The sequence below is a fragment of the Pseudomonas sp. C9D1 genome (assembly GCF_056491235.1).
Window position 1 is genome coordinate 837135 of the sequence record NZ_JBSZIE010000002.1, and the last position, 25301, is coordinate 862435.

Genomic DNA, 25301 nt, shown 5'->3' on the forward strand with positions numbered 1-25301 from the left:
GTCAGAGCCCAAGGGTTCCCGCTATCTACGTGAACCCACCTGATTGCGGTGCGCCGATCGACAGTGCCTGAAGCACACCCCCGGCGCGTCACACGACTGCCGGTGCCACGCCAGAATCCGCGCCCGGCGCTCATCACCCCGATGCGGGGGGCCGAGCGGCCCGCCCGACATCGCTTTTCATGGAATAGAGAATGCCCCCGAGACACGTGGTCAACGCCGAAGTAAGCCCCAAAGGCAGCCTGGAAACCCTCTCCCAACGCGAAGTGCAGCAACTGAGCGAAGCCGGTTCCGGCAGCATCTACACGCTGTTCCGCCAGTGCGCCCTGGCCATCCTCAACACCGGCGCGCAGATCGATAACGCCAAGACCATCCTCGACGCCTACAAGGACTTCGAGGTGCGCATCCACCAGCAGGACCGCGGCGTGCGCCTGGAACTGCTCAACGCCCCGGCCGATGCCTTCGTCGACGGCGAGATGATCGCCAGCACCCGCGAAATGCTGTTCAGCGCCCTGCGCGACATCGTCTACGCCGCCAGCGAGCTGGACAGCCTGCGCATCGACCTGGAGAGCTCCCAGGGCATCACCGACTACGTCTTCCACCTGCTGCGCAACGCCCGCACCCTGCGCCCGGGCGTGGAGCCGAAGATCGTCGTGTGCTGGGGCGGCCACTCCATCAGCACCGAGGAATACAAGTACACCAAGCGCGTCGGCCACGAGCTGGGCCTGCGCAGCCTGGACGTGTGCACCGGCTGCGGCCCGGGCGTGATGAAGGGGCCGATGAAGGGCGCCACCATCAGCCACGCCAAGCAGCGCATCGTCGGCGGCCGCTACCTGGGCCTGACCGAGCCGGGCATCATCGCCGCCGAAGCGCCCAACCCCATCGTCAACGAGCTGGTGATCCTGCCGGACATCGAGAAGCGCCTGGAGGCCTTCGTCCGCGTCGGCCACGGCATCATCATCTTCCCCGGTGGCGTGGGCACGGCGGAGGAGTTCCTCTACCTGCTGGGCATCCTCATGCACCCGGACAACCTCGAGCTGCCCTTCCCGTCATCCTCACCGGCCCGCGCAGCGCCGAGCCCTACCTGCAGCAACTGCACGCCTTCGTCGGCGCCACCCTGGGCGAGGAGGCGCAGAAGCGCTACCAGATCATCATCAACGACCCGGCCGAAGTGGCCCGACAGATGGCCCAGGGCCTGAAGGAGGTGAAGCGCTTCCGCCGCGAGCGCAACGACGCCTTCCACTTCAACTGGCTACTGAAGATCGACGAAGGCTTCCAGCGCCCCTTCGACCCCACCCACGCCAACATGGCCAGCCTGCAGCTCAGCCGCTCGCTGCCGCCCCACGAGCTGGCCGCCAACTTGCGCCGCGCGTTCTCCGGCATCGTCGCCGGCAACGTCAAGGACAAGGGCATCCGCCTGATCGAGGAACACGGCCCCTACGAGATCCACGGCGACGCGCAAGTGATGCAGCCGCTGGACCGTCTGCTCCAGGCCTTCGTCGAGCAACACCGCATGAAGCTCCCCGGCGGCGCGGCCTACGTGCCCTGCTACCGGGTGGTGGAAAGCGGCCACTGAGCCGCCAGCGGAGCCAGGCAGGGGTGCAGGGACGGCCCCTGCATCCCGCATTCCCTGCCTTCCCGGGCTGAAGTCCGGGCTACGCCTTACACGCCCTGGGTAAACACCAGGGCCTTGAGCCCGCCTTCCGGGTCCACGTCCTCGAATTCCGGCGGGTTGGCCAGGCGCTCGCGGAAGGCCAGCCCCGGCGCTTCCTCGGCCATGGTGCGGACGATGAAATCCGCCCCCGTGGCCGGGTCGTTGACGCAGGCCAGCACCTGGCCGCCCTCGGCCAGCAGCTCCGGCAGGCGGCGGAGGATCTTGCGGTAGTCGCGGTCCAGCTCGAAGCTGCCCTTCTGGAACGACGGCGGGTCGATGATCACCAGGTCATAGGGCCCGCATTTCTTCACCTTGCCCCAGGACTTGAACAGCTCGTGGCCGAGGAACATCACCTGGGTCAGGTCGTGGCCGTTCAGCCGGTGGTTGTCGCGGCCCCGGCTCAGCGCGGCGCGGGCCATGTCCAGGTTGACCACCGCCGCGGCGCCGCCAGCGATGGCGGCCACGGAAAAGCCGCAGGTGTAGGCGAACAGGTTGAGCACGCGCTTGCCGGCGGCCTGCTCGCGCACCCAGCGGCGGCCGTAGCGCATGTCGAGGAACAGGCCGATGTTCTGGTTGCGCATCAGGTCCAGGCGGTAAGCCAGCCCGTCCTCGTGCATGCTCCATTGCGCCACCGCCTCGCCCCACAGCAGCTCGGTCTCGCTGCCCGGCAGGTAGCGCCGCTGCAGCAGCAGGCTGCGCACCGGTGCGGCACGCCAGGCGTCGCTGGCCACCAGCTCGGCGAGCATCGCCTTCAGCGCGGCCAGGGCCTCGTCCTCCGGTTCGCGGAACAGCGCCACCTGCACCACGCCCTCCAGCCAATCCACCACCAGATGCTCCAGCCCCGGCCAGCGCCGGCCACGGCCGTGGAACAGGCGGCGGGTCTCGGTGGGCAGGTCGCCCAGGGCGGCAGTCAGCTGGAGGCGGAGGGTGTCGAGGGCGGCGGGGGTCATGAAGGGAGTCCTGGTTCAGAGGCGCGGCATTCTAACCGCAGCGCTGCTAGGCTGCCTGTGTCCCGACTCTTCGGAGGTTTTCCCGCGACCATGGTCATAACCATGACGTCCCTGCGTAATCGTCGAGCCCGACAGCCATGAACAGGCCGCCCCCCATGGAGAACCCCCAGGGCCATATCCAGGCACGCCGCCTGGCGTTCGGCTTCACCGCGCTGGTGATCGTGGCGATCCTGGCCATGGAGAGCTGGCAGGTATGGAAGGCCCACCAGCAAGAGTTCCGCCGCGCCGAGGTCAACGCCACCAACGTCGCCAGCGCTGCCGCCCAGCATGCCCGCGACGCGGTACGCCAGGCCGACGCGCTGCTGGTGGGGCTGATCGAACGGGTGGAATGGGACGGCATCGACAAGCTCCAGGTGGAGCGCATGCGCGGCCTGATGAAGCGCCAGCAGCGCTACCTGCCCCAGTTACACGGCCTGTTCATCTACGACAAGGACGGCAACTGGCTGGTGACCGACAAGGACCACGTCCCCCCCGGCGCCAACAACGCCGACCGCGAGTACTTCATCCATCACCGCGAACACGCAGACAACGACCTGTACATCGGCAAGGTGATCAGCAGCCGCTCCACCGGCGACCTGGTCATCCCGGTGTCACGGCGCATCGACAACCCTGACGGCAGCTTCGCCGGCGTCGCCCTGGCCACGCTCAAGGTGGATTACTTCGTGCGCTTCTACGACAGCTTCGACGTCGGCGACTCGGGCATCATCATCCTCGCCCTGCAGGACGGCACCCTATTGGTGCGCCGCCCCTTCCTCCCCGAATCCATCGGCGCCAGCCTTGCCAAGGGGCTGGTGTTCAGCGAGCTGCTGCGCGAGGCGCCGGCGGGCGCGGCGATCTTTCATGGCCAGGTGGACGGCATGGAGCGGCTGTTCAGCTACCGCCAGTTGGCGGACTACCCGCTGGTGGTGGAAACCGGTATCGCCACCCGCTCCATCACCGCGCCCTGGCTGGACCAGGTGGCGCGCTCGGCCATGGTGGTGGTGGCGATGATCGTCGGCCTGGCGCTGTTCGCCCAGGCGCTGATACGCCGCATCGAATCCGGCGCCCTGGCCGAAGAGGAGCTGCGCCTGGCCCACGACGCCCTCGAACAACTGGCCATGGTCGATGGCCTCACCGGCCTGGCCAACCGACGCCGCCTCGACGCCGTATTGCCCATCGAAGCCAACCGCGCACGACGCCAGGGCGCGCCGCTGGGCATCGTCATGCTCGATATCGACCACTTCAAGCGCTACAACGACCGCTACGGCCACCCCGCCGGTGACCAGTGCATCAGAGCCGTCGCCCAGGTGGTGGGCAGCTTCGCCCGCCGTGCCGGCGACCTGGCTGCCCGCTATGGCGGCGAAGAGATGACCCTGCTGCTGCCCAACACCAGCGAGGCGGAAACCCGCGCTGTCGCCGAACAGGTGCGCCTCGCCGTGCGCGAGCTGGGCATCCGCCACGAAGGCAGCGACCTGGGGCTGGTCACCCTCAGTGCCGGCATCTACGCCTACATCCCCGTCCCCAACGACAACACCCCGGACAGCCACCTGCTGCGCGCCGCCGACGAAGCACTCTATAGCGCCAAGGCCGCCGGGCGTGACCGGGTGCATCCGCCTGTGGACGGGGCCGGCTGATCCGGGGCGTCACGGTGAAGGTCATTCGCGAATGAATTCGCCCACGTGGGCGACTGAAGTCGCCCCTACCCCCCCCTCCCCCTGCATCACACCGTCCAGACGCCACCCCCATCCGTAAACAACCTCACACCTCACCCTTCAGCTTCCCACAGCCCCTGCCGATAGCCTGGTACGCGCTTCGCTTAAGCCCAGGGCCGGCGCCGTGTCTGCAACTGGCTACCCCAAAACGATCCATAACAAATCGGGAGTCGTCCCCATGCTTTTACGCCGTATGAAGATCGCGCCGCGCGCCATCTTCAGCTTCTCCGTGGTTGCGCTGCTGGTGATCCTGCTCGGGCTGTTCGCCCTGCACCAGATGAAAGGCATCCGCGCCTCCACCGTGATGCTCAGCGAAAACAGCATGCCCAGCTACGCGGCACTGGGCACGATCAACGAGAAGATGCTGCGCCTGCGCATCGTCTCCTTCCGCATCCTGGTGGACCGCGAGCCGGCGCTGCTGCGCGCCACCAACCAGCGCCAGGCAGAGCTCACCGGCCAGCTGCACAAGGCCCAGGGCGACTACGAGAAGCTGGTGGACGACGGCGAGGAGCTGGCCCAGTACAACCGCTTCAAGTCGGTGCTGGAGGGCTACTACCGGGTCAACGACCAACTGGTGCGGCTCTCCGATGCCGACAAGCTCGACGAGCTCCGCACGCTGCTGGGCGGCGAGTACAAGAAGTACTCCGACGAGCTGGGCGTGCAGCTGGAAACCCTGATGAAGATCAACCAGCGCAACGCCGCCGAGACAGAGCAGCACGCCATCGACCAGTACGACAGCGCGGTGCTGGTGGTCAGCGCGGTGATGATCCTCGCCGCCCTGCTCACCGGCGTGCTCGCCCTGATCCTCACCCGCAGCATCGTCACCCCGCTGGACGAGGCGATGAAGGTGGCCGACAGCGTGGCCTCCGGTAACCTCACCGAGCGCATCGAGGTGCACGGCAGCGACGAACCGGCCCTGCTGCTCGGCTCCCTGCGCACCATGCAGCAGAGCCTGAAGACCACCATCGAGCACATCGCCCGCTCCTCCGACCAGTTGGCCTCCGCCGCCGAGGAACTCAACGCGGTGACCGAAGACTCCAGCCGTGGCCTGCACCAGCAGAACCAGGAGATCGAGCAGGCCGCCACCGCAGTCAACGAGATGACCACCGCCGTGGACGAAGTGGCGCGCAACGCCGTCGCCACCTCCGAGGCCTCGCGGGAATCCGACCGCACCGCCCGCGGAGGCCAGGATCAGGTCAACCGCACGGTGGACTCCATCAGCGACCTGGCCCGTGACGTCGGCCAGACCTCCAGCCAGGTGGAAGAGCTGGCCGGCAAGGTGCAGGGCATCAGCAAGGTTCTGGACGTGATACGCGCCATCGCCGAGCAGACCAACCTGCTGGCCCTCAACGCAGCCATCGAGGCCGCCCGCGCCGGTGACGCCGGCCGGGGCTTCGCCGTGGTCGCCGACGAGGTGCGCGCCCTCGCCCACCGCACCCAGCAGTCGACCCAGGAGATCGAGCAGATGATCGGCGGCATCCAGCAGGGCACCAACCAGGCGGTGGATGCCATGCAGAACAGCAGCCAGCGCGCCCGCGCCACCCTGGAAATGGCCCGTGCCGCCGGCCAGGCGCTGGACACCATCACCGAAGCCATCAGCCACATCAGCGAGCGCAACCTGGTGATCGCCAGCGCCTCCGAGGAGCAGGCCCAGGTGGCCCGCGAGGTGGACCGCAACCTGGTGAACATCCGCGACCTGGCCCAGCAGACCGCCGCCGGCGCCCACCAGACCAGCTCCGCCAGCCAGGAGCTGTCGCGCCTGGCCATTGACCTCAATGGCCTGGTGGCGCGCTTCCGCGTGTGATCGCAGCGCCTGCGCGCCCCCTCGCGCAGGCGCTGCACAAGCGCACATGCGTACAAGCCGGCCGCCGGCCGTTGTGCAAGGCTGACGGCCCGCTGCCCCTCTGCACGGATAAAGGAACCCACGCATGAACCGCAGCGAAATGCGCCGCGTCGATCTCAACATGCTGATCGTCTTCGAGACGCTGATGCATGAACGCAACCTGACCCGCACCGCCGAGAAGCTGTTCCTCGGCCAGCCGGCGATCAGCGCCGCCCTGTCGCGCCTGCGTGACTATTTCAACGACCCGCTGTTCGTGCGCAGCGGCCGCGCCATGGAGCCCACCACCCGCGCGGTGGAGATCCTCCAGCAGCTGCGCCCGGCACTGGACGCCATGTCCAACGCCCTAAGCCACGCCCACGAGTTCGACCCGGCCACCAGCAACCTGGTGTTCCGCATCGGCCTTTCCGACGACGTCGAGTGCGGCCTGCTGCCGCCGCTGCTCAACCACCTGCGCGAGGTGGCGCCGAACATCGTGCTGGTGGTGCGCCGCGCCAACTTCCTGCTGATGCCAAGCCTGCTGGCCTCGGGGGAGATTTCCGTTGGTGTCAGCTACACCACCGAGCTGCCGGCCAACGCCAAGTGCCGCACCCTGCGGCGCATCCAGACCATGGTGCTGCGCGCCGACAAGCGCCCCGAGCCGCTGACCCTGGACGACTACTGCAGCCGTCCCCACGCGCTGATCTCCTTCTCCGGCGACCTGTGCGGCAACATCGACCAGGACCTGGCGCGCATCGGCCGTTCGCGCCGCGTGACCCTGGCCGTGCCGCAGTTCAACGGCCTGCGCGCGCTGCTGGCCAACTCCGAGCTGATCGCCACCGTGCCCGACTACGCCGCCAGCGAACTGGTGGCCGGTGGCGGCCTGCGCGCCGAGCCACCACCTTTCGAGATAGTCCCGGCCAAGCTGACGATGGCCTGGCGCGGTGCCCAGGACAACGACACCGCCGAGCGCTGGCTGCGCACGCAGATCGTGCGGTTCATGAGCGAAGACGGGCTCTGAGGCGAATTAACAACGTTTAACTCGCGCCCCAGGGCGGCGCCCCGAACAATCCCGGTGATCCTCCCGTGGCCCCACCAGGCCACGGGCCAGCCACCGCGAACCGGGATGAACGCCATGGCCAGCCTCCACCACGACAGCACCTGCGAGCACGAACAGCCCGTCGATGCCGGAACTTCCGGCGGCCTCGCCCCCTGGCGCGAGCGCCTGGCCAAGCAGATGCTCCTCGACCACCTCGCCGAGGGCATCCCCGTCGCCCGCCTGGCCGAGGCCTGCGCCCTCTCCCGCAGCCACTTCGCCCGCGCCTTCAAGTGCAGCACCGGCATGACGCCCCAGGACTGGCTGCGCCAGCAACGCCTGGCCCGCGCCAAGGAGCTGATCCGCACCTCCGACCTCAGCCTCACCCGCATCGGCCTCGAATGCGGCTTCTACGACCAGGCCCACTTCTCCCGCCTCTTCACCCGCGCCGAAGGGGTCAACCCGATGAGCTGGCGGCTGATCGGCGAGTGATCCCAATGAGTTCGTTCCCTTGGTGCCTCATGTAGGTCGGGTGCAACCCGACAGCGACGCAGCCCATGCACCGCGGGTTTCACCCGCCCTACGTGCTCGACCTACGGGCTGGCTCGCGACCCATGTAGGGGCGACTTCAGTCGCCAAGCAGGCCGCAGGGCTGTCCTGACACGGTGCCCCTGGCGGCATCGCTCGGTGGATGAAAAGAGCGTCATCCACCCTACACACCGGTCGGCACCGTGGTTCGGGTGGGGCACGGCGCCGTAGGTTGGCGCCAAGCGCAGCAAGGCCCAACGGTGCGAAGTTCGGCCTCGCTGCAGGGTTCGCTCAACCTGCAGACTCAATGGGGCACTACCGGCATCGGTGCGCCGCGCCAGAGGCTGGGCAGCAGCAGCGCCTGGCGCCATTCGGGGGCACGCGGGGGGTGCAGTTCCAGCAGCTCGCCGCCGCTGTGCAACTTGTCCAGGGCGTAGGCGCGGGTGGTTTCCAGCAGGCGGTAGCACACCTGCTCCTCCTCCGGCTCCGCCAGCAGCAGGGATTTCGCCACCAGATGGCTGATGGCCTCGTACAGCCGTGTCTCGCTGAGGCGCTCGCAGCCGATGACGCGAACGGCGCTTTCGAAGGTGAAGGCCTGCTTGAACAGCGCCAGGCGTTGCAGCACGACACGCTCCAGGGCAGAGAGCAGATCGTAGCTCCAATCCAGGTTCGCCCGCAGGCTCTGATGCCGGGCCGCTGCGGTGCGACGCCCCTGGGCCAACAGCTGGAACTGGCCATCGAGCAGCCGTTGCAGGCCTTCGAGGCCCAGGCCATCCACCTGGGCCGCCGCCAGTTCGATGGCCAGGGGCAGGCCGTCGAGGCGACGGCAGATGTCGCTCACCAGCGGCACGTCCCGGGGCGCAGGCGGAAGCCGTCCTGGCGCGCACGGGCGCAGGCGACGAACAGGCGGATGGCCGCACAGCCCAGCGCCTCGTCCACGCCGCAGTCGCCCGGTGGTGGCGGCACCGGCAACCCCGCCAGGCGCTGGATGCACTCGCCTTCGGCCAGCAAGGGTTCGCGGCTGGTGGCCAGGATCGCCAGGCGCGGCGCACGGCGCAGCAGGCCTTCGGCAAGCAGCGCGCTGGCATCGATGACGTGCTCGCAGTTGTCCAGCACCAGCAGCGCGTGGCGCTGCCGCAGTTGGCAGCCGAGGGCGGCGAGGGGCTCGCCGTTGGCCGGCGCCAGGCCAAGCACCGTGGCCACCGCAGCGGCCACGCCTTCGGGCCCGCAGGCGGCCAGGTCGATGAAGTGCACGCCGTCCGCGTAGTGCTCCAGCAGCAACTCGGCGACGCGCAGGGCCACGGTGGTCTTGCCCATGCCGCCGGGGCCCACCAGGGTGAAGAAGCGCCGCGCCGGCAACTGGCTCACCAGCGTGCCGACCACGGCATCGCGCCCCTCGATACGGGTCAGCCGTATGGGCAGGTTGTGTGCCGGTAGCGCCGCCGGGGTCGAGACACTGCCTTCACAGGCGACCTCGGCGACGAAGCTGTAGCCGCGCTGCGGCACATTGGCGATGAAGCGGCGCCCGTCGCGACCATCGCCAAGGGCGCGGCGCAGGGCGGCGATGTGCACCCGCAGGTTGGTTTCCTCCACCACAGTGGTCGGCCAGACGCGGGCGATGATGCAGTCCTTGCCGACCAGGTGGCCGGCGTTCTCCAGCAACAGCTGGAGGATGTCCAGGGCTCGGCTGCCCAGGCGCAGCGGCTGGCCGTCTTCGAGCAGCAGGCGCTGCTGAACGTGAAAGCGGAACGCGCCGAAGCGCAGGACCCGCTCATCCAGGGTGGTGCTGATGTCGTGCATGTCACTGTATGCCGGCAACCGGCGGGCACCCTGCGAACTGCCTGCAAGGCCCCGATCCGGGCCCGTGCACCCTCCTTTCGAGAATGCTTCCCATCATCCCAGCCTGATGCGACAGGACAACGGCAACGGGAGGATAAGAACGGCCAAGGCGATGCCCAGGACGGACACGGGCCCCGGCGAGGCCCTTGGCCCGGCACCCCGGGGTCAACTGAACTGGCGGCGATACTGTGCAGGGCTGAGGCCAAGCTTTTCGGCGAAGAGGAAACTCATGTGCCGCACGCTGCCGAAACCGCTGCGATAAGCCACGGTCTTCAGGGGCAGGTCGCCGGTTTCCAGCAGGTGGCGGGCGCGGTCGAGGCGCGCGCCCTGGAGGAACTCCATGGGCGTCATCTTCACCTCGCGGGCGAACACCCGGGAGAAGTGCCGGGGGCTCATGGCCACCAGGGTGGCCATGCGCTCGATGCTGAAGGGCTCGTCCAGGTGCTCCAGCACGTGGTTCTGCACGCGCGCAATGGGCGAATCACCTCCCACCACGCCGGCCGCCAGCGGGCTGAATTGCGCCTGGCCGCCCTGGCGCTGCATCACCACCAGCAGCACCTTGGCCACGTCCAGGGCCAGCTTGCGGCCATGGTCCTCGGCGACCACGCCCAGGGCCAGGTCGATGCCGGCGGTGACGCCGCCGGAGGTGAACAGCTTGCCGTCGCGGATGTAGATCTGGTCGGTCTCGATCTCGGCGCCCGGACAGCGCGCGGCCAGGCGCTCGATGTAGTGCCAGTGGGTGGTGACGCGGCGGCCTTCGAGTAACCCGGCCTCGCCGAGGATGAAGGCACCGGTGCAGATCGAGCCATAGCGCCGCGACGCCTCGGCGGCCCGGCCAAGCCAGGTGAGCACGGCCTCATCCTGGCGGTCGTTGTAGGCACCCGGGCCACCGGGCACCAGCAACAGGTCATAGGTCGGCTCGGCGTCCTCTATCAGCAGGTCGGCCTGCATGGCCAGGCCGTTGGAGGCGCGCACCGTGCGCTCGCCGGCGGCCAGGGTGACGATGCGATAGGCCTCTTGCGGCGGCAGGTAGCGGTTGGCGATGGAAAACACATCCATGGGGCCGGCCACATCGAGCATCAGCAGGTCGGGGAATAGCAGGATGGCAACGGTCTTCATGCAGCGGCAGGGTCGTTCCGAGGGAGGGTGTGGGCAGTATGAACAGGCTCTGGGACACTGTCTGCGAACAATTTCCCGCCTCCGCCCGAGCCCCCATTGGCGCCGCCGCTGCACCGCCTGTCGGGAACCCGGGACAGCGCCTTGCGCCGGCGTGCGCTTTGAAAAGACTTGTTGCTATTCCTCCATCGCCGCCGTTCGGTCGAATCTCCAGAATGGCGCCTCCCTGAATCTTCGGATAGCCGACGTGGATTACCTCCTGCAACTCGTGTCGAACCCCACCGCCTGGATCGCCCTGGCCACCCTGGTGGTCATGGAAGTGGTACTGGGTATCGACAACCTGATCTTCATCTCGATCCTCACCAACAAGCTGCCCGAGCACCAGCGCGCCAAGGCCCGCCGCCTGGGCATCGGCATGGCGCTGATCCTGCGCCTGGGCCTGCTCGGCACCGTGGCCTGGATCGTGCAACTGGTGCACCCGGTGTTCGAGGTGTTCGACCACGCGTTCTCCTGGAAGGACATGATCCTCATCGCCGGCGGCCTGTTCCTGCTGTGGAAGGCCACCACGGAAATCCGCCACTCGGTGGACCCGGCGCCGGAAGGCGACATGTTCGTCGGCAAGCAGGTCGCCGCCATCGGCTTCAGCTCGGCCATCGTGCAGATCCTGCTGCTGGACCTGGTGTTCTCCGTCGACAGCATCATCACCGCCGTGGGCATGACCGAGCATGTGCCGATCATGGTCATCGCCGTGGTCGCCGCCGTCACCGTGATGCTGCTGGCTGCCGATCCCCTGGCGCGCTTCATCAACAACAACCCCACGGTGGTGATGCTGGCCCTGGGCTTCCTGATCATGATCGGCATGACCCTGATCGCCGAAGGCTTCGGCGCCCATGTGCCCAAGGGCTACATCTACGCCGCCATGGCCTTCTCCGCCGCCATCGAAGCGCTCAACATGCTGTCCCGCCGCGCCCGTCGCAAGGCACAGCCGCAGGAGTGACGCACCGCCCCTCTCCTGCGGGAGAGGGGCGACTTCCGTTGCCCAGGACAGCACCGTAGCCCGGGCTTCAGCCCGGGGCCGCGCCCACCCCCGCCTGGTGGATGAAAAGAGCGTCATCCACCCTACACCCCGATAGGCACCGGGCCCGGTGGGAGCGAATTCATCCGCGATGCCTTTCGCGGATGAAACCGCCCCCACCTGCCCTGTTCGCTGCAAAAACCGCGAAACTGACCTGAACCCTTCATATAGATATGAGATCAACATCATATCGATGCGCCAGGTGGCGATCGAAGCGCCATATCGTTACGAAGGAGTCGAACTTCGATGAATATTTCCCCTGAACTGGCCCTGTCCCAAGCCCGCGAACGGCTGCAGCACATGCGCAACGCCGCTGATGGACGCACCCTCGCCTACCGTTTCGGCGTGGCACAGGGTTATATCAACGCGCTGCGTGATTTCGCCGGGCTGGATGCGGAAACCTGGCGCCACCTGCTCGACGAGGCCGAAGCCGTGCGCCAGGAAACGGATGCCGCGCTGCATCCGCTGGTGCCCCAGGCCTTCATCCTCGCCCAGGCCGGCCCGGCCACCGAAGGCCAGCCCGCCCTGTCCTGATCGCTCCGCCTGCCCGGGCCCTCGCCGGCCCGGGTCAGCTGCGCGAGCGGTGCCACTCCTCCAGCTGCTCCGGTGACATCGGTCGGGCCACGTAGTAGCCCTGCACCTCGTCGCAGCCCCACCACTGCATCAGGCGGTACAGCTCCTCGGTCTCCACGCCCTCGGCCACCACGCGATAGCCCAATTGCCGCGCGAGCTGGATCACCGCGCCCACCACCCGCTGGTCGCGCAGCTCGGTCTGCACGTTGCGCATGAACGACTGGTCCAGCTTCACCGAACTGGCGGGCAGGTCGCGCAGGTAGGACCAGTTGCTGTAGCCGGTGCCGAAGTCGTCGATGGCCAGCTCGATGCCCTGGTCGCGCAGGCGGAACAGGTTGCGCCGCACCTCCTCCGGGTTCTTCATCAGCACGCTTTCGGTGAACTCCAGCTCCAGGCATGAGCCGTCGATCTGGTGGCTGCGCACCAGCTCGATGATGCGGTCGACGAAATCGGCATCGTCCATGTCGCTGGCCGAGACGTTGATCGACACCTTCCAGCCCCAGCCCTGCCGCTGCCATTCGCGGGCCTGCACGATGGCCCGCTCGGCCACCCACAGGCTCAACGGGCGGATCAGCGCGGTGCGCTCGGCCAGAGGGATGAATTCCGCCGGGCTGATGCCTCCCAGTTGCGGGTGGCGCCAGCGCAGCAGCCCCTCGACCCCGACCAGGCGACCGCTGACCAGGTCGACACGGGGCTGGTACTCCAGACGCAGCTGGTTCTCGGCGTGCACCGCCCTGGACAACGACGACAGGAGGATGAAGGCACGCTGCTGGGCATGGTCCAGCGCGGCCTCGTAGTAGCGCCAGCGCACCCCGGTTTCCCGGGCGTTGTCGGCGGAGCTGACCAGCAACCGCAGCCAGTCGCGATTGTCCGTCTGCGGATCGAGATCGAGAATGCCGGCGCCGAAGCGGATCTGCAGCGGGATGCCCTCGCACTCGATGGGCGCCGAGAAAACGTCGGCGAGGCGGTGGGAGAGCCTTTCCACGGCCTCGCGCCGGGCGCCGTGGATGATGAAGCCAAAGCGCGTGGGGCTGATCTTGTAGAGCAGGTGCCCCTCCGGCAGCGCCTGCTGCAGACGGGTCTTGATCAGCAGCATCAACGCCGCCGAGAAGGGGTAGCCGAGCACCTTGACGATGTCGTTGAGGAAGGCCGGCGCGATCATGTCCGCCGCGACCACGGTGATGCGCTGACCGGCGCGCAGCGCGCCCTCCACGTCCTCCTCCAGGCGCAAGCGGTTGTACAGGCCTGTTGGCTGGTCGATGAAGGTGGCCTCGCGGATGTTGCGCAGGCGCAGCATCGCCAGTTCCGCGAGGGACTCCAGCATGGCGGCATCGCGCGCCGACAGCGGCGGGCGCGGCTCGCTGTCGATGATGCAGAAGCTGCCCAGGGCCAGGCGCTCCTCGGTGAGCAGCGGCACACTGGCGTAGAAGCGGATGCCGGGCTCGCCGGTGACCAGCGGGTTGTCGCAAAAGCGCTCGTCCAGGCGCGCATCGCCGACCTGGAACAACTGCTCCGACATCACCGCGTGGGCGCAGAACGCGTCACGCCGGGGCGTCTCGCTCACGGCGAGGCCCACCCTGGCGCAGAACCACTGGCGGTTGTCATCGATGATCGAGATCAGCGCGATGGGCACCTCGAAATACCGGGTGGCCATCTGCACCAGCTTCTCGAAGACCTCGTCCTGTCGATTTTCCAGCGGCCGCAGCGCGCGGACCCTGTTCTGGCGTTCGGTTTCATTGGTGGGGAGAGGGGTTACGTCCATATGTCCTCCCGACGACTGGACCCTTGGCTCTGACAGCCCTCGACGACCTTTGATTCAAGCAGCCCGATCGCCGTGGCGCCGCCCCGGACGTCGAAATCGACGTCGCCTGGCCGCGCCCAACCCCCGCGTATTCACAACGCCATTCTCGGACTCGTCCGATGGGACAGGAACCTCCCCGGAGGCATCCTGAATCCGCTCCAGATAACGCCGCCAACCTGTCGCGGCGGGCCTGCTCGCAGCAGGCGGCGGTATCGGAGCGCCCATTTTCGTCACCCTCTCAGAAAGGTACTTCGATGAGCATTTCCAAGCGCACCCTGCGCAAGCTGCCCCTGGCCCTCGCGGTCGGCCTCGCCACCCTGGCATCCCAGCAAGCCTTTTCCCATGGCTACATCGAGAGCCCGAAATCCCGCTCGCTGATGTGCAGCATGGGCGGCGGCAACCTCAACGCCAACTGCGGCTCCATCCAGTGGGAACCGCAGAGCGTGGAATACCGCCCCGACGCGCAGAACCACTTCGGTGGCAAATGGTGCGGCGGCACCTTCCGTGAGTGCGGCCCGGCCGACGGCACCATCGCCGCCGGCGGCCACAACAGCTACAGCCCGCTGAACGAGCAGACCGCCACCCGCTGGCACAAGACCACCATCAAGTCGGGCATGCAGGAATTCCGCTGGAAGTACACCGCTGGCCACGCCACCGCCTACTGGCAGTTCTACATCACCAAGAAGGACTGGAACCCCAACCAGCCGCTGACCCGCGCCTCCTTCGAAGCCGCCCCGCTGCTGCACGAAGACTTCGCCACCAGCGGGCATGCCAAGCCGGTTTCCCAAGGCTCCAGCACCCACCGCCTGAACATTCCCGCTGACCGCAGTGGCTACCATGTGATCCTCGCCACCTGGCGCATCGGCGACACCGACGCCACCTTCTACCAGGCGGTCGACGTCAACATCGACAACGATGGCGCCGGCAACGGCGGCACCACCCCGCCGGCACCGGAATGGAACCAGATCGGCGCCGTGCAGCCCGAGCCCCTCAGCGTCGGCGACACCGTGACCCTGCGCGCCTTCGCCAAGACCGGGCAGCTCAACAGCATTTCGCTGAAGATCGAGAACGCCAACCAGGCCCAGGCCAACAACTGGCCCTTCCTGCTGGCGCAGAAGGTCAACGCCGCCGACCTCGGCTACAAGCTGGGCGAGCTGAACACCACCGGCGACGTGGTGCCCAACTACGGCCGCAACGGCATCCATGTGAAGGCCGACAGCAAGGTGGTGCGCGTCGAGGTGCAGAAGGACCAGCCGACCGTGCCGGGCTCGCTGAACCTCACCGGCCTGCAGGGCAGCTACGAGATCAAGAACGGCCAGGCCGACCTGCACTTCAACGCCATCGCCCAGGGTGGCGAGTACCAGGTGAAAGCCACCGTACTCAACGCCAAAGGCGAGACCGTCGCCCACCAGGAAGCCGCGCCGGGCAACAACCCGCACTTCCACATCCCGGTGCTGAAGGCCGAAGCCGGCAAGCACGACCTGGTGGTCGTGGCCACGCCGAAGAAGGGCGAGCTGCTGCAGCAGACCCACAGCTTCAGCCTGATCGCCGAACCGGGTAACGGTGGCGAGAACCCGGGCGAAGGCGAAAACCCGGGCAACGCCAAGTACGACTTCGTCTTCCCGGACGGCCTGGCCGGCTACAAGGCCGGCACCACCGTGCTGGCCAAGGACGGCAACGTCTACCAGTGCAAGCCCTTCCCCGCCAGCGGCTACTGCAAGCAGTGGACCCCGAGCTCGAACCAGTTCGAACCGGGCAAGGGTTCCCACTGGAACATGGCCTGGGACCGCAAGTAACCCGACCGGGGGCCGGGCCATCGCCCGAGCCCCCACCCCGATGAACCGGAACGCCCGACGGCCAGGAGCCGCCGGGCCGTTCCCGTCCCCGACGGAACTGCCGCCATGACGCTCATCCCCACCCTGCCGCGCGCGCTGCCGCCCCAAGCCCTGCATGGCCTGGCTGCGCTGCTGTTGTGCGCCTGGCTGGCCTGGCTGGGCCTGGGCAGCGGCGACTACCACCAGGCCCTGCGGGCCCAAGCCGACGCACCGCCGACCCGACCGTCGCTGCCGACGGCCATGCCAGCGCCGAGCCTGGATGCCACCACCATCGCCCTGATGTTCGGCGCCATGCCGCCGCAGCAGGACGCCCACGAGGAAGACCCCGGCATGCTCCTGACGCTGCTCGCCAGCCTGCGTGCCGACCACCCTGAAGATTCCCGCGCGCTGATCGCCTCCCCCGGCGGCAGCGCCTTCCACCGCCCCGGCGAGCGCCTGCCCGGTGGCGCCCTGCTGCGCAGCGTGGAGGCCGACCACGTGCTCATCCTGCGCAATGGCCGCGAACAGCGCCTGGGCTTCGCCCGCCCCGCCGAAACCCTGCTGGTGCCCCTGGCCGCGCCAGCGCCCTCGCCCGAGACGACGCCATGAACCTCACCCGCACCACCCGCGCCCTGCTGATGCTCGGCACCCTGCTCTGCCCCCTCGCCGCATACGCTGCCAAGGACGAGCAGCGCCAGTGGACCCTCAACATGAAGGACGCCGACCTGCGCGACCTGGTCAGCGAAGTCGGTGCGATCACCGGCAAGACCATGGTCCTGGACCCACGCATGAGCGGCAAGGTCACCGTGCAATCGGCCGCCGCCATGGACCAGGCCGGCATCTATGCGCTGTTCCTCAGCGTGCTGCGCAGCCAGGGCTTTGCCGCGCTGGATCAGGGCAACCGCGTGCTCATCGTGCCGGTGGCCGACGCCAAGACCCGCGCCAGCGAACACGACGGCAGCGCCGGTGAAGCCGTGGTCACCCAGGTGCTGCCGCTGCACAACGCCAGCGCCGCCGAAGTGGCCGCCGTGGTGCGTCCGCTGGTGGCCACCGACGCCTATATCGCGCCCTCCACCACCGCCAACGCCCTGGTGGTGACCGACAGCGCCAGCAACGTCGAGCGCATCCGCCAGGTGGTCCGCGAACTGGACGACTCCGGCCAGCGTGCCTTCAGCACCCTGAGCCTGAAGCACGCCTGGGCCAGCGACCTGGCCAGCACCCTGAGCGAGAGCGTCAACCAGGCCAATGGCGGCGCACCGGGCGCCAAGGCGGTGGCCGATGCCCGCAGCAACCGCCTGATCCTCATCGGCCCGGAGCCGGCCCGCGCGCAAATGGCGCGCCTGGCCCGCGCCCTGGACACGCCCGGTGACGCCAGCGACGGCACCCGCGTGGTCCGCCTGCACCACAGCGACGCCAAGCGCCTGGCCGAGCTGCTCAGCGGCATCGGCAAGCGCCTGGAAGTGGGGCGTGGCGGCAAGGAAGGCCAGGCCGGCTCCATTCTCATCAGTGCCGACGAGAGCCAGAACGCCCTGGTGCTGATGGCCGAGCCGGCGCAACTGGCGATGCTCGACGGCATCATCGCCCAGCTCGACCGCCCCCGCGCCCAGGTGCTGGTGGAGGCGGCGATCGTCGAAGTCAGCGGCGACATCAACGAAGCCCTCGGCGTGCAGTGGGCCGGTCGCGGCGGCGATATCGCCGGCGCCGTGCAGTTCGGCGGCAACGGCATCGCCATCGGCTCGGTGATCAACGCCCTGGAGGACGGCAAGCGCCCGACGCTGCCGGACGGCACCCTGATCGGCATCGGCAGCCGCAACTTCGGTGCGCTGATCAGCGCCCTGTCCAGCGACTCCAACAACAACCTGCTCTCCACCCCCAGCCTGCTGACCCTGGACAACGAGGCGGCGGAAATCCTCGTCGGCCAGAACGTGCCCTTCCAGACCGGCTCCTACACCACCGACAGCGCCGGCGCCTCCAACCCCTTCACCACGGTGGAGCGCCGCGACATCGGCATCACCCTCAAGGTCACCCCGCACATCAACGACGGCGACACCCTGCGGCTCAAGGTCGAGCAGGAAAGCTCGGAGCTGGCGGCCGCGCCGGCGGGCATCTCCACCAGCGACGTGATCACCAACAAACGCGCGGTGAAGAGCACCATCCTCGCCGACGACGGGCAAATCATCGTCATCGGCGGGCTGATCAAGGACAACGTCAAGACCCAGGTCAGCAAGGTGCCGCTGCTGGGCGACATCCCGCTGCTGGGCGCGCTGTTCCGCTCCAGCAAGGAGGTGGTGGAGAAGACCAACCTGATGGTGTTCCTGCGCCCCACCCTGTTGCGCAGCAGCGAAGCCGCCGAACGCCTCGGCCAGCGCAAGTACGAAGACCTGCGCCAGTTGCGCAGCAACGACCCGGCGGCCAACCGCCTGCTGCTGCCCAGCGCGCCGCGCCAGCTGTTCGACCCCACCGCCGAGCCGGCCGTCGACCTGCGCGACGGGGCCCGCCGATGAGCGCCGTGGCCCGCCTGCCCTTCAGCTACGCCCGGCGCCACGGGGTGCTGCTGGACGACGGCGAACTGCTGTGCCGCGCCGACACGCACCTGGCCATCCTCACCGAGGTGCGCCGCCTGCACGGCGAGCCGGCGCGCTGCCGGGTGCTCGGCCAGGACGCCTTCGCCGAACGCCTGGCCCTGCACTATCGGGACGGCCAGGGCGACGCCCAGCAGGTGGCCGCCGGCCTGGGCGAGCAGATGGCCGGCGACGACGACCTCGCCAGCCTGGCCGAGCACCTGCCGCAGACCACCGACCTGATGGACCAGGAAGACGACGCGCCGATCATCCGCCTGATCAACGCCATCCTCGGCGAGGCGGTGAAGGCCCATGCCTCGGACATCCACCTGGAGACCTTCGAGCAGCACCTTTCGGTGCGCATGCGCGTGGACGGCCTGCTGCGCGAGATCCTCCGGCCGCGTCGCGAACTGGCGGGCCTGCTGGTGTCGCGGATCAAGGTCATGGCGCGGCTGGACATCGCCGAGAAGCGCATCCCCCAGGACGGCCGCATCGCCTTGCGCATCGCCGGCCACGAGGTGGACGTGCGCGTCTCCACCCTGCCCTCGGCCCATGGCGAGCGGGTGGTGATGCGCCTGCTGGACAAACAGGCCGGGCGCCTCGACCTCGCCCGCCTGGGCATGGACGCCGCCACCCGCACGCGCCTCGAAGGCGCCCTGGCGCGGCCCCACGGCATCCTCCTGGTCACCGGCCCCACCGGCTCGGGCAAGACCACCACGCTGTACGCCGGGCTCTCCAGCCTCAACAGCGAGTCGCGCAACATCCTCACCATCGAAGACCCGGTGGAGTACCACCTGCCCGGCATCGGCCAGACCCAGGTCAACACCAAGGTCGACATGACCTTCGCCCGGGGCCTGCGCGCCATCCTCCGCCAGGACCCGGACGTGGTGATGGTGGGCGAGATCCGCGACCGCGAAACCGCCGAGATCGCCGTGCAGGCTTCCCTCACCGGGCACCTGGTGATCTCCACCCTGCACACCAACAGCGCCGTGGGTGCGGTCACCCGCCTGGTGGACATGGGCGTCGAACCCTTCCTGCTCTGCACCTCGCTGCTCGGCGTGCTGGCCCAGCGCCTGGTGCGCGTGCTCTGCCCCCATTGCAAGGTCGAAACCCGCGCCGACGCCGCTGCCTGCGCCCAGCTGGGCCTGGCCCCGGACGCGGCGCCCCGGCTGTGGCAGCCGAGCGGTTGCCCGGCCTGCCAGCACAGCGGCTACCGGGGCCGCCAGGGCCTCTACGAGCTGGTGCTGCTGGACGAAACCTTGCGCCAGCTGATCCACCAGGGCAGCGGCGAGGCCGACCTGGCACGCCATGCCCGCCAGCACGGGCCGAGCCTGTTCGCCGACGGCCGGGACAAGGTCCTGGCCGGCGTCACCAGCCTCGAAGAGCTGCTGCGCGTGACTCGGGAGGATTGAGATGGCGGCCTACGAATACCTCGCCATGGATGCAGGCGGCGGCAAGCAGCGCGGCGTGCAGGAAGCCGACAGCGAACGCCAGGCCCGCCAGCTGCTGCGTGAACGCCAGCTGGTGCCGCTGCGCCTGCGCCTGGCCAAGGGCAGCCGCAGCGCCGGTGGCAAGCCGTCCGGGCGTGGCCTGGGCGCCGCCGAACTGGCCCTGCTGACCCGCCAGCTGGCCACCCTGGTGCAGGCCGCCCTGCCCCTGGAGGAAGTGCTCGCCGCCGTCGCCGCGCAGTCGGAAAAGCGCAGCCAGCAGGCCATGGTGCTGGCCATCCGCGCGCGGGTGCTGGAGGGCCACGGCCTGGCCCAGGCGATGGCCGGCTTCCCCCGCGCCTTCCCGCCGCTGTACCGCGCCACCGTGGCAGCCGGCGAGCGCGCCGGGCACCTCGGCCAGGTGCTGCTGCAACTGGCCGACTACACCGAATCGCGCCAGGCTGCGCGCCAGCAGGTGCAACTGGCCCTGCTCTACCCGAGCATCCTGCTGCTGGCCGCCTTCGGCATCGTCGGCTTCCTGCTGGGCTTCGTGGTGCCGGACGTGGTCAAGGTGTTCATCGACAGCGGCCAGGAGCTGCCCGCGCTGACCCGCGGCCTGATCGCCGCCAGCGAACTGTTGCAACACCACGGCCTGGCCTTGCTGCTGGCCAGCGCCGGGGGCATCTGCGCCTTGCGCCTGGCCCTGCGCAGGCCCGCCACGCGGCTCGCCTGGCACCGTTTGCTGCTGCGCCTACCGCTGCTCGGGCGCCTGGTGCGGGCCAGCGACTGCACGCGCTTCACCAGCACCCTGGCGATCCTCGGGCGCAGCGGCGTGCCCCTGGTGGATGCCCTGGAGATCGCCGCCGAAGTGGTGGCCAACGGGCAGATTCGGACCGGTCTGAAAGACGTCGCCCGCGCCGTGCGCGAAGGTGGCCCGCTGACACGGGCCCTGGAACGCAGCGGCCACTTCCCGCCGATGATGCTTTACATGATCGCCAGCGGTGAACGCTCCGGCGAACTGGACGCCATGCTCGACCGCGCCGCGCGCCAGCAGGAAGCGCAACTGGCCACCCGCATCGCCATGCTGGTGGGCCTGTTCGAGCCGGCGATGCTCGTGTTCATGGGCGCCAGCGTGCTGGTGATCGTGCTGGCGATCCTCATGCCCATCCTCAGCCTCAACCAACTCATCGCCTGAACGGCAGGACTCCCCATGCACAGTAAACGCAGCCAAGCAGGCTTCACCCTTATCGAGATCATGGTCGTGGTGGTCATCCTAGGCGTGCTCGCCGCCCTGGTGGTGCCGCAGATCATGAGCCGCCCCGACCAGGCCAAGGTCACCGCCGCGCGCGCCGACATCAACGCCATCGCCATGGCCCTGGACATCTACAAGCTCGACAACCACGGCTACCCCGGCACCCAGCAAGGCCTCGATGCGCTGGTGAGCAAGCCCAGCGGCAGCCCGCCGGCGCGCAACTGGAACCCCGACGGCTACCTCAAGCGCCTGCCCGTGGACCCCTGGGGCAACCCCTACCAGTTCATCACCCCCGGCAGCCAGGGCAACGCCTATGACCTGTTCTCCTTCGGCGCCGACGGCCGCGCCGGTGGCGACGGCCTCAACGCCGACATCGGCAACTGGGATCGCTGAAATGCCGCAGCATGTGAAAACGCTTCCCGTAGGATGGGTAGAGCCCCGCGAAACCCATCACCTCGGCAGCATGGGTTTCGCTCCGCTCTACCCATCCTACGAAGCGGGCTGCCGCACCGAGGGAGCCAAGGCAACGCCATCGCCAGCACATCGCACCGGGCATTCGCCGCTTCGTATGGGGCCGGGAAACCCATCACCTTGGCCGCATGGGTTTCGCTCCGCTCTACCCATCCTACGAAGAGAGGTGACTCCCTCGCGGCCCTGTGGGAGCGAATTCATTCGCGATGCCGCCCACACCGGAGCCCACCCATGAACCGCGCGCGGGGCTTCACCCTGCTGGAGATCCTCGTGGTCATCCTGCTGATCGGCCTGGTGGCGGGATTGGCCGGCCTGGCCCAGGGCGACCACGGCGGCCAGCAGGCACGCCGCGAGGCCGAGCGCCTGCGCATGCTGATCGCCCTGCTGCGCGAGGATGCGCTGCTCGCCCAGCGCCAGTTCGGCCTGCGCGTGGACGCCGACGGCTACGCCGTGCAGCGCCTGGAGCCCAACGGCCGCTGGGCCCCCGCTCCCGGTTACCGCCCGCAGCACCTGGCCGAGCCCCTGCGCTTGCGCATGGAAGCCGCCGAGGATGCCGCGCAGCTGGGCAATGCACCCGGGGGCAGCGCGCCGCAGTTGCTGGTGCTCTCCAGCGACGAGATCTCGCCCTTCACCCTGTACCTGGAGCTGCGCGGCAAGCCGCTGCTGACCCTGGCCAGCGATGGCCTGGAAGAGGTGCGCATTGAAACGCTGTGAGGGCTTCACCCTGCTGGAGGTGATGGTCGCCCTGGCCATCTTCGCCACCCTCTCCGTGGCGCTGTACAGCGCCGCCGGGCATATCGCCGGCAACAACGCCGGGCTCACCGAGCGCAGCCTGGCCCAGTGGCTGGCGGACAACCGCCTCAACGAACTGCGCGCCGGCATGCGCGAGCCACAACGCGGCTACCGCCAGGAGCGCATCGCCTTCGCCGGCCGCCAATGGCTGCTGGGCACCGAGATCAGCGCCGCCCCCGACCCGCGCCTGCTGGAGGTAAAGGTGGACGTGGCGGTGCCCAACGACCCACCGCTGACCCGCGCGCTGCTCAGCGGCTTCATCGAGGCGCCGCGATGAACGAGCGTGGCTTCACCCTCCTGGAAGTGCTGATCGCCATCGCCCTGTTCGCCCTGCTCGGCCTGGCCAGTTACCAGTTGCTGGAACGGGTGCTGCACAGCGAGCGGCGCATCCAGCAGCACGAACAGCAACTGCGCCAGTTGCAGCGCGCGCTGGAGATCTTCCAGCGCGACCTGTGGCAGGCCCTCCCCGCCGCCCTGCACGATGACCCGAGCCGACGCCAGGCGCTGATCGGCCGCGACCACCAACTGCGGCTGATGCGCGGCGGCTGGGCCAACCCCTTGCAGCAGCGCCGCAGCGAGGTGATGTGGGTCGAGCACCGCTGGGAGCAGGGCCAGTGGCTGCGGGCCTACCGGGGCGACGACGGTGCGGAACACAGCCAGCGCCTGCTGGAAGGCGTGGAGCTGACCCGGCTGCGCTACATCGATGACCGCGGCCAGCCCATGGACGCCTGGCCGGCAGGCGGCGGCCCGCTGAACCTGCCCCGGGCGCTGGAGATCGAGCTGGACGCGCCGGGCTACCCGGAGCTGCGCCGGGTCATCCTGCTGCCGGGCCTGAAGGTGCCGGACGATGAGTGAACGGCACCGCCAGCGGGGCGTGGCACTGATCAGCGTGCTGCTGGTCACGGCGCTGGTCACCCTGATCATCAGCGACATGCTCGCCCGTCAGCGCCTGAGCCTGGCCAGCAGTGCCAACCAGCTGCAGCAGCAACAGCTCTGGCAACTGGCCCTGAGCGGCGAGGCCTGGGCCCGCCAGCAGCTGCACGATGACCTCGCCACGCGCGAGGAGCCGCTGCGCGTGCACCTCGGCCAGGGCTGGGCCCGGGACGGCAACCTGTTCGACCTCGATGGCGGGCAGATCCGCATCCGCATCGAAGACCTGGCCGGGCGTTTCGACCTCGACACCCAGCGCGGCACCAGCCGCCTGGCCCGTGCACGCTACCAGCGCCTGCTGGCCAACCTCGGCCTGCCCCACCATGACCCGGCGCTGCTGCCGCAACGGCCCGGCGCCGACGGCAAGCCGCAGCCCTTCGCCGACAGCAGCGAACTGGCGCGCCTGGGGCAACTGGACGCCGCCGGCCTGCAACGCCTGCGCCCGCATGTCGCCACCCTCGGCGGCGTAGCGCTCAACCTCAACACCGCCTCGGCCGAGCAGCTGGCCAGCCTCGAAGGCCTCGACCCGGCCATCGCCCGCACCCTGGTGCAGGCACGACCGCCCCAGGGCTACGCCAGCGTGCAGGCCTTCATGGAACAGCCGCTGCTGCACGGCCGCGAGGTGAGCAGCCGGGAGCTGAGCGTCGACAGCCGGCACTTCCGCGCCCACCTGCAGGTGCGCCTGGGCGAGCGGCAGCTGTACCTCGCCAGCGACCTGCGCCTGGAGCGCGATGGCCGTATCAACGTCCTGCGCCGGCAACTGCTGGCGCCCGACCTCTCACACCCGGAGTAACCCCCGTGCACGCCTGGCTCCACCTCGCCACCCTCGACGACGACAGCCCCCTGACCTGGTGGCTGGACGCCCACGCCCCCGAACAGGGCGACCTGCAGCAGGCAGCCACGGCGCTGGCCGGCCAGCGGCTGACCCTGTTGCTGCCCGCCGAAGCCGCCAGCGCCCATGAAGTGGAGGTGCCGGCCCGCAGCGGCCGCTGGCTGCGCCAGGCGCTGCGCTCCGCCCTGGAGGAGCGCCTGCTGGATGACATCGACAACCTGCACCTGGCCCGGGGCCCCCTGCTGGACGGACGCCGCTGCCGGGTGATCGCACTGGACCGTGCCTGGCTGCAGGGGTGCCTGGCCCGGCTCGCCCAGCACGGCCTGGTGCCCAGCCGCATCCACCTCGATGCCGACTGCCTGCCAGCGGGCGAGCCCTGTGCCCTGCACTGTGCGGGCCGCTGGTTGCTGGGCGGCGGAGCGGGCCTGTGTTCGGCGTTGCCCGACGCGCAATGGGACGCCCTCGCGGAGCTGCTGCCCGAGGGGCTCGTGCGCCGTGAGGAATCCCCCTGGCCACTGCTGGTGGAAGGCGCGCCACGGGCCATCGACCTGCGCCAGGGCGAATTCGCCCAACGGAACGGCAAGCGCGTGCCCGTCGGCGCTCTGGCGCTGCTCGCCGTTCTCGCCGGGGGCGCCCAACTGGCCCAGGACCTGCTGCATCGCCACTGGCTGGAACAGGGCAGCGCTGTGCTGCAACAGGCCAGCCTCGACGAATGGCAGCGGCGCTTCCCGGAGGAGCCTCGGGTGGTCGACCTGGGCCGCCAGGTGCAAGCACGGTTGTCCGCAGCTCAACGCCCGGCCCAGGGCCTGGCCAACGGCCTGGAAAGCCTGGCCACCCGCTGGAGTGCCGGTGGCGGCAGCCTGGCCCGAGTGCAGCGCCTCGACTACCAAGCCGGCGAAGGCTGGACCCTGCGCGTGGAGGCCGACTCCTTCGCCGATATCGAGCGCCTGCGCGAAGGCCTCGCCAGCCAGGGCCTGGAGGTGCAGGCCGACTCCAGCGTGCGCGGCGCCCAGGGCGTGAGCGCACGCTTGCGCATCGCTGAATGAACCCCGCAACCGGCACCCGCCAAACCAAGGAACCCCG

At 69.1% G+C, this 25301-nt stretch carries 22 protein-coding genes and 2 pseudogenes; 19 read left to right on the plus strand and 5 right to left on the minus strand.

All coding sequences use genetic code 11. The features are described 5' to 3' along the window. Positions 1-191: 191 nt before the first annotated feature. Positions 192-1573, plus strand: a pseudogene (gene ppnN, locus ACXI0U_RS12120) (nucleotide 5'-monophosphate nucleosidase PpnN). A gap of 86 nt (positions 1574-1659) precedes the next feature. Here the strand turns inward: ppnN and ACXI0U_RS12125 are convergent. Beyond that, positions 1660-2601, minus strand: a complete 942-nt coding sequence (locus ACXI0U_RS12125; protein ID WP_479550312.1) for a class I SAM-dependent methyltransferase — start codon at positions 2599-2601, stop codon at positions 1660-1662. Between the two features lie 137 nt (positions 2602-2738). Between ACXI0U_RS12125 and ACXI0U_RS12130 the strand changes: the two genes are divergently transcribed. From ACXI0U_RS12130 to ACXI0U_RS12150, 5 genes and pseudogenes are all read left to right on the plus strand, one after another. After that, complete coding sequence (locus ACXI0U_RS12130; protein ID WP_479550313.1) at positions 2739-4274, plus strand: sensor domain-containing diguanylate cyclase; 1536 nt, start codon at positions 2739-2741, stop codon at positions 4272-4274. A 271-nt stretch (positions 4275-4545) separates the two neighbouring features. Further along, positions 4546-5298, plus strand: a pseudogene (locus tag ACXI0U_RS12135) (MCP four helix bundle domain-containing protein); the annotation flags it as partial. Next, entirely contained in the window at positions 5293-6156 is an 864-nt protein-coding gene (locus ACXI0U_RS12140; protein WP_371877166.1) for a methyl-accepting chemotaxis protein, read from the plus strand. The pseudogene ACXI0U_RS12135 and the gene ACXI0U_RS12140, both read left to right, overlap by 6 nt. Positions 6157-6280: 124 nt before the next feature. Beyond that, positions 6281-7192: a LysR family transcriptional regulator gene (locus tag ACXI0U_RS12145; RefSeq protein ID WP_021222430.1), complete on the plus strand. Its 912-nt coding sequence runs from the start codon at positions 6281-6283 to the stop codon at positions 7190-7192. Positions 7193-7306: 114 nt separating this feature from the next. Further along, complete coding sequence (locus tag ACXI0U_RS12150) at positions 7307-7699, plus strand: helix-turn-helix domain-containing protein (RefSeq protein ID WP_031288907.1); 393 nt, start codon at positions 7307-7309, stop codon at positions 7697-7699. A gap of 340 nt (positions 7700-8039) precedes the next feature. On the opposite strand, the gene ACXI0U_RS12155 is transcribed toward ACXI0U_RS12150, so the two are convergent. The 3 genes from ACXI0U_RS12155 to ACXI0U_RS12165 form a co-directional block, all read right to left on the minus strand. Further along, positions 8040-8576 carry a winged helix-turn-helix domain-containing protein gene (locus ACXI0U_RS12155; protein ID WP_479550314.1) on the minus strand — a complete coding sequence of 179 codons (537 nt, stop codon included), beginning with the start codon at positions 8574-8576 and terminating at the stop codon, positions 8040-8042. Next, positions 8573-9535 (minus strand): winged helix-turn-helix domain-containing protein, encoded by a 963-nt coding sequence (locus ACXI0U_RS12160; RefSeq protein WP_479550315.1) that lies wholly within the window; start codon positions 9533-9535, stop codon positions 8573-8575. The genes ACXI0U_RS12155 and ACXI0U_RS12160 overlap by 4 nt, the downstream gene beginning before the upstream one ends. Positions 9536-9739: 204 nt before the next feature. Next, positions 9740-10693 carry a GlxA family transcriptional regulator gene (locus ACXI0U_RS12165; RefSeq protein WP_431484763.1) on the minus strand — a complete coding sequence of 318 codons (954 nt, stop codon included), beginning with the start codon at positions 10691-10693 and terminating at the stop codon, positions 9740-9742. Between the two features lie 244 nt (positions 10694-10937). Between ACXI0U_RS12165 and ACXI0U_RS12170 the strand changes: the two genes are divergently transcribed. Both ACXI0U_RS12170 and ACXI0U_RS12175 read left to right on the plus strand, forming a co-directional pair. Then, positions 10938-11687: a TerC family protein gene (locus ACXI0U_RS12170; RefSeq protein ID WP_184491709.1), complete on the plus strand. Its 750-nt coding sequence runs from the start codon at positions 10938-10940 to the stop codon at positions 11685-11687. A gap of 324 nt (positions 11688-12011) precedes the next feature. Continuing rightward, the gene (locus ACXI0U_RS12175; protein ID WP_021222435.1) at positions 12012-12299 is read left to right on the plus strand and encodes a hypothetical protein; all 288 of its coding nucleotides are present in this window, start codon (positions 12012-12014) and stop codon (positions 12297-12299) included. Between the two features lie 34 nt (positions 12300-12333). Here ACXI0U_RS12175 and ACXI0U_RS12180 read toward each other — a convergent pair whose 3' ends face one another. After that, on the minus strand, positions 12334-14100 hold the full coding sequence (locus tag ACXI0U_RS12180) for a putative bifunctional diguanylate cyclase/phosphodiesterase (protein ID WP_479550316.1): 1767 nt from the start codon (positions 14098-14100) through the stop codon (positions 12334-12336). A gap of 293 nt (positions 14101-14393) precedes the next feature. On the opposite strand from ACXI0U_RS12180, the gene gbpA reads away from it, so the two are divergent. From gbpA to gspL, 11 genes are all read left to right on the plus strand, one after another. Beyond that, positions 14394-15935: an N-acetylglucosamine-binding protein GbpA gene (gene gbpA / locus ACXI0U_RS12185; protein WP_479550317.1), complete on the plus strand. Its 1542-nt coding sequence runs from the start codon at positions 14394-14396 to the stop codon at positions 15933-15935. A gap of 105 nt (positions 15936-16040) precedes the next feature. Then, entirely contained in the window at positions 16041-16562 is a 522-nt protein-coding gene (locus ACXI0U_RS12190; protein ID WP_052351289.1) for a type II secretion system protein N, read from the plus strand. Further along, positions 16559-18457, plus strand: a complete 1899-nt coding sequence (gene gspD / locus ACXI0U_RS12195; RefSeq protein ID WP_479550318.1) for a type II secretion system secretin GspD — start codon at positions 16559-16561, stop codon at positions 18455-18457. The genes ACXI0U_RS12190 and gspD overlap by 4 nt, the downstream gene beginning before the upstream one ends. Next, positions 18454-19926: a type II secretion system ATPase GspE gene (gene gspE, locus ACXI0U_RS12200; protein WP_184491721.1), complete on the plus strand. Its 1473-nt coding sequence runs from the start codon at positions 18454-18456 to the stop codon at positions 19924-19926. The genes gspD and gspE overlap by 4 nt, the downstream gene beginning before the upstream one ends. Position 19927: 1 nt before the next feature. Then, positions 19928-21136, plus strand: coding sequence for a type II secretion system inner membrane protein GspF (gene gspF / locus ACXI0U_RS12205; RefSeq protein ID WP_271658127.1), 1209 nt, complete (start codon positions 19928-19930; stop codon positions 21134-21136). Positions 21137-21151: 15 nt separating this feature from the next. Further along, the gene (gene gspG, locus ACXI0U_RS12210) at positions 21152-21586 is read left to right on the plus strand and encodes a type II secretion system major pseudopilin GspG (protein ID WP_043247302.1); all 435 of its coding nucleotides are present in this window, start codon (positions 21152-21154) and stop codon (positions 21584-21586) included. 309 nt (positions 21587-21895) lie between these two features. Beyond that, on the plus strand, positions 21896-22378 hold the full coding sequence (gene gspH, locus ACXI0U_RS12215) for a type II secretion system minor pseudopilin GspH (RefSeq protein ID WP_479550319.1): 483 nt from the start codon (positions 21896-21898) through the stop codon (positions 22376-22378). Next, complete coding sequence (gene gspI / locus ACXI0U_RS12220) at positions 22365-22733, plus strand: type II secretion system minor pseudopilin GspI (protein ID WP_431484767.1); 369 nt, start codon at positions 22365-22367, stop codon at positions 22731-22733. The genes gspH and gspI overlap by 14 nt, the downstream gene beginning before the upstream one ends. Next, entirely contained in the window at positions 22730-23311 is a 582-nt protein-coding gene (gene gspJ / locus ACXI0U_RS12225) for a type II secretion system minor pseudopilin GspJ (RefSeq protein ID WP_479550320.1), read from the plus strand. The genes gspI and gspJ overlap by 4 nt, the downstream gene beginning before the upstream one ends. Beyond that, positions 23304-24179: a type II secretion system minor pseudopilin GspK gene (gene gspK, locus ACXI0U_RS12230; protein ID WP_479550321.1), complete on the plus strand. Its 876-nt coding sequence runs from the start codon at positions 23304-23306 to the stop codon at positions 24177-24179. Before gspJ ends, gspK begins: the two co-directional genes overlap by 8 nt. Before the next feature lie 5 nt (positions 24180-24184). Continuing rightward, positions 24185-25264 carry a type II secretion system protein GspL gene (gene gspL / locus ACXI0U_RS12235; protein ID WP_374980577.1) on the plus strand — a complete coding sequence of 360 codons (1080 nt, stop codon included), beginning with the start codon at positions 24185-24187 and terminating at the stop codon, positions 25262-25264. Positions 25265-25301 lie beyond the last annotated feature (37 nt).

Coding starts and splice junctions, on each gene's coding strand:
- ACXI0U_RS12175 (WP_021222435.1), top strand. CDS start 12,012: ATGAATATTTCCCCTGAACTGGCCCTGTCCCAAGCCCGCGAACGGCTG.
- gspG (WP_043247302.1), top strand. CDS start 21,152: ATGCACAGTAAACGCAGCCAAGCAGGCTTCACCCTTATCGAGATCATG.
- gspE (WP_184491721.1), top strand. CDS start 18,454: ATGAGCGCCGTGGCCCGCCTGCCCTTCAGCTACGCCCGGCGCCACGGG.
- ACXI0U_RS12125 (WP_479550312.1), bottom strand. CDS start 2,601: ATGACCCCCGCCGCCCTCGACACCCTCCGCCTCCAGCTGACTGCCGCC.
- ACXI0U_RS12150 (WP_031288907.1), top strand. CDS start 7,307: ATGGCCAGCCTCCACCACGACAGCACCTGCGAGCACGAACAGCCCGTC.
- ACXI0U_RS12145 (WP_021222430.1), top strand. CDS start 6,281: ATGAACCGCAGCGAAATGCGCCGCGTCGATCTCAACATGCTGATCGTC.
- gspD (WP_479550318.1), top strand. CDS start 16,559: ATGAACCTCACCCGCACCACCCGCGCCCTGCTGATGCTCGGCACCCTG.
- ACXI0U_RS12165 (WP_431484763.1), bottom strand. CDS start 10,693: ATGAAGACCGTTGCCATCCTGCTATTCCCCGACCTGCTGATGCTCGAT.
- gspK (WP_479550321.1), top strand. CDS start 23,304: ATGAGTGAACGGCACCGCCAGCGGGGCGTGGCACTGATCAGCGTGCTG.
- gspH (WP_479550319.1), top strand. CDS start 21,896: ATGAACCGCGCGCGGGGCTTCACCCTGCTGGAGATCCTCGTGGTCATC.
- ACXI0U_RS12190 (WP_052351289.1), top strand. CDS start 16,041: ATGACGCTCATCCCCACCCTGCCGCGCGCGCTGCCGCCCCAAGCCCTG.
- gspF (WP_271658127.1), top strand. CDS start 19,928: ATGGCGGCCTACGAATACCTCGCCATGGATGCAGGCGGCGGCAAGCAG.
- gspJ (WP_479550320.1), top strand. CDS start 22,730: ATGAACGAGCGTGGCTTCACCCTCCTGGAAGTGCTGATCGCCATCGCC.
- gbpA (WP_479550317.1), top strand. CDS start 14,394: ATGAGCATTTCCAAGCGCACCCTGCGCAAGCTGCCCCTGGCCCTCGCG.
- ACXI0U_RS12160 (WP_479550315.1), bottom strand. CDS start 9,535: ATGCACGACATCAGCACCACCCTGGATGAGCGGGTCCTGCGCTTCGGC.
- ACXI0U_RS12130 (WP_479550313.1), top strand. CDS start 2,739: ATGAACAGGCCGCCCCCCATGGAGAACCCCCAGGGCCATATCCAGGCA.
- ACXI0U_RS12140 (WP_371877166.1), top strand. CDS start 5,293: ATGCAGCAGAGCCTGAAGACCACCATCGAGCACATCGCCCGCTCCTCC.
- ACXI0U_RS12180 (WP_479550316.1), bottom strand. CDS start 14,100: ATGGACGTAACCCCTCTCCCCACCAATGAAACCGAACGCCAGAACAGG.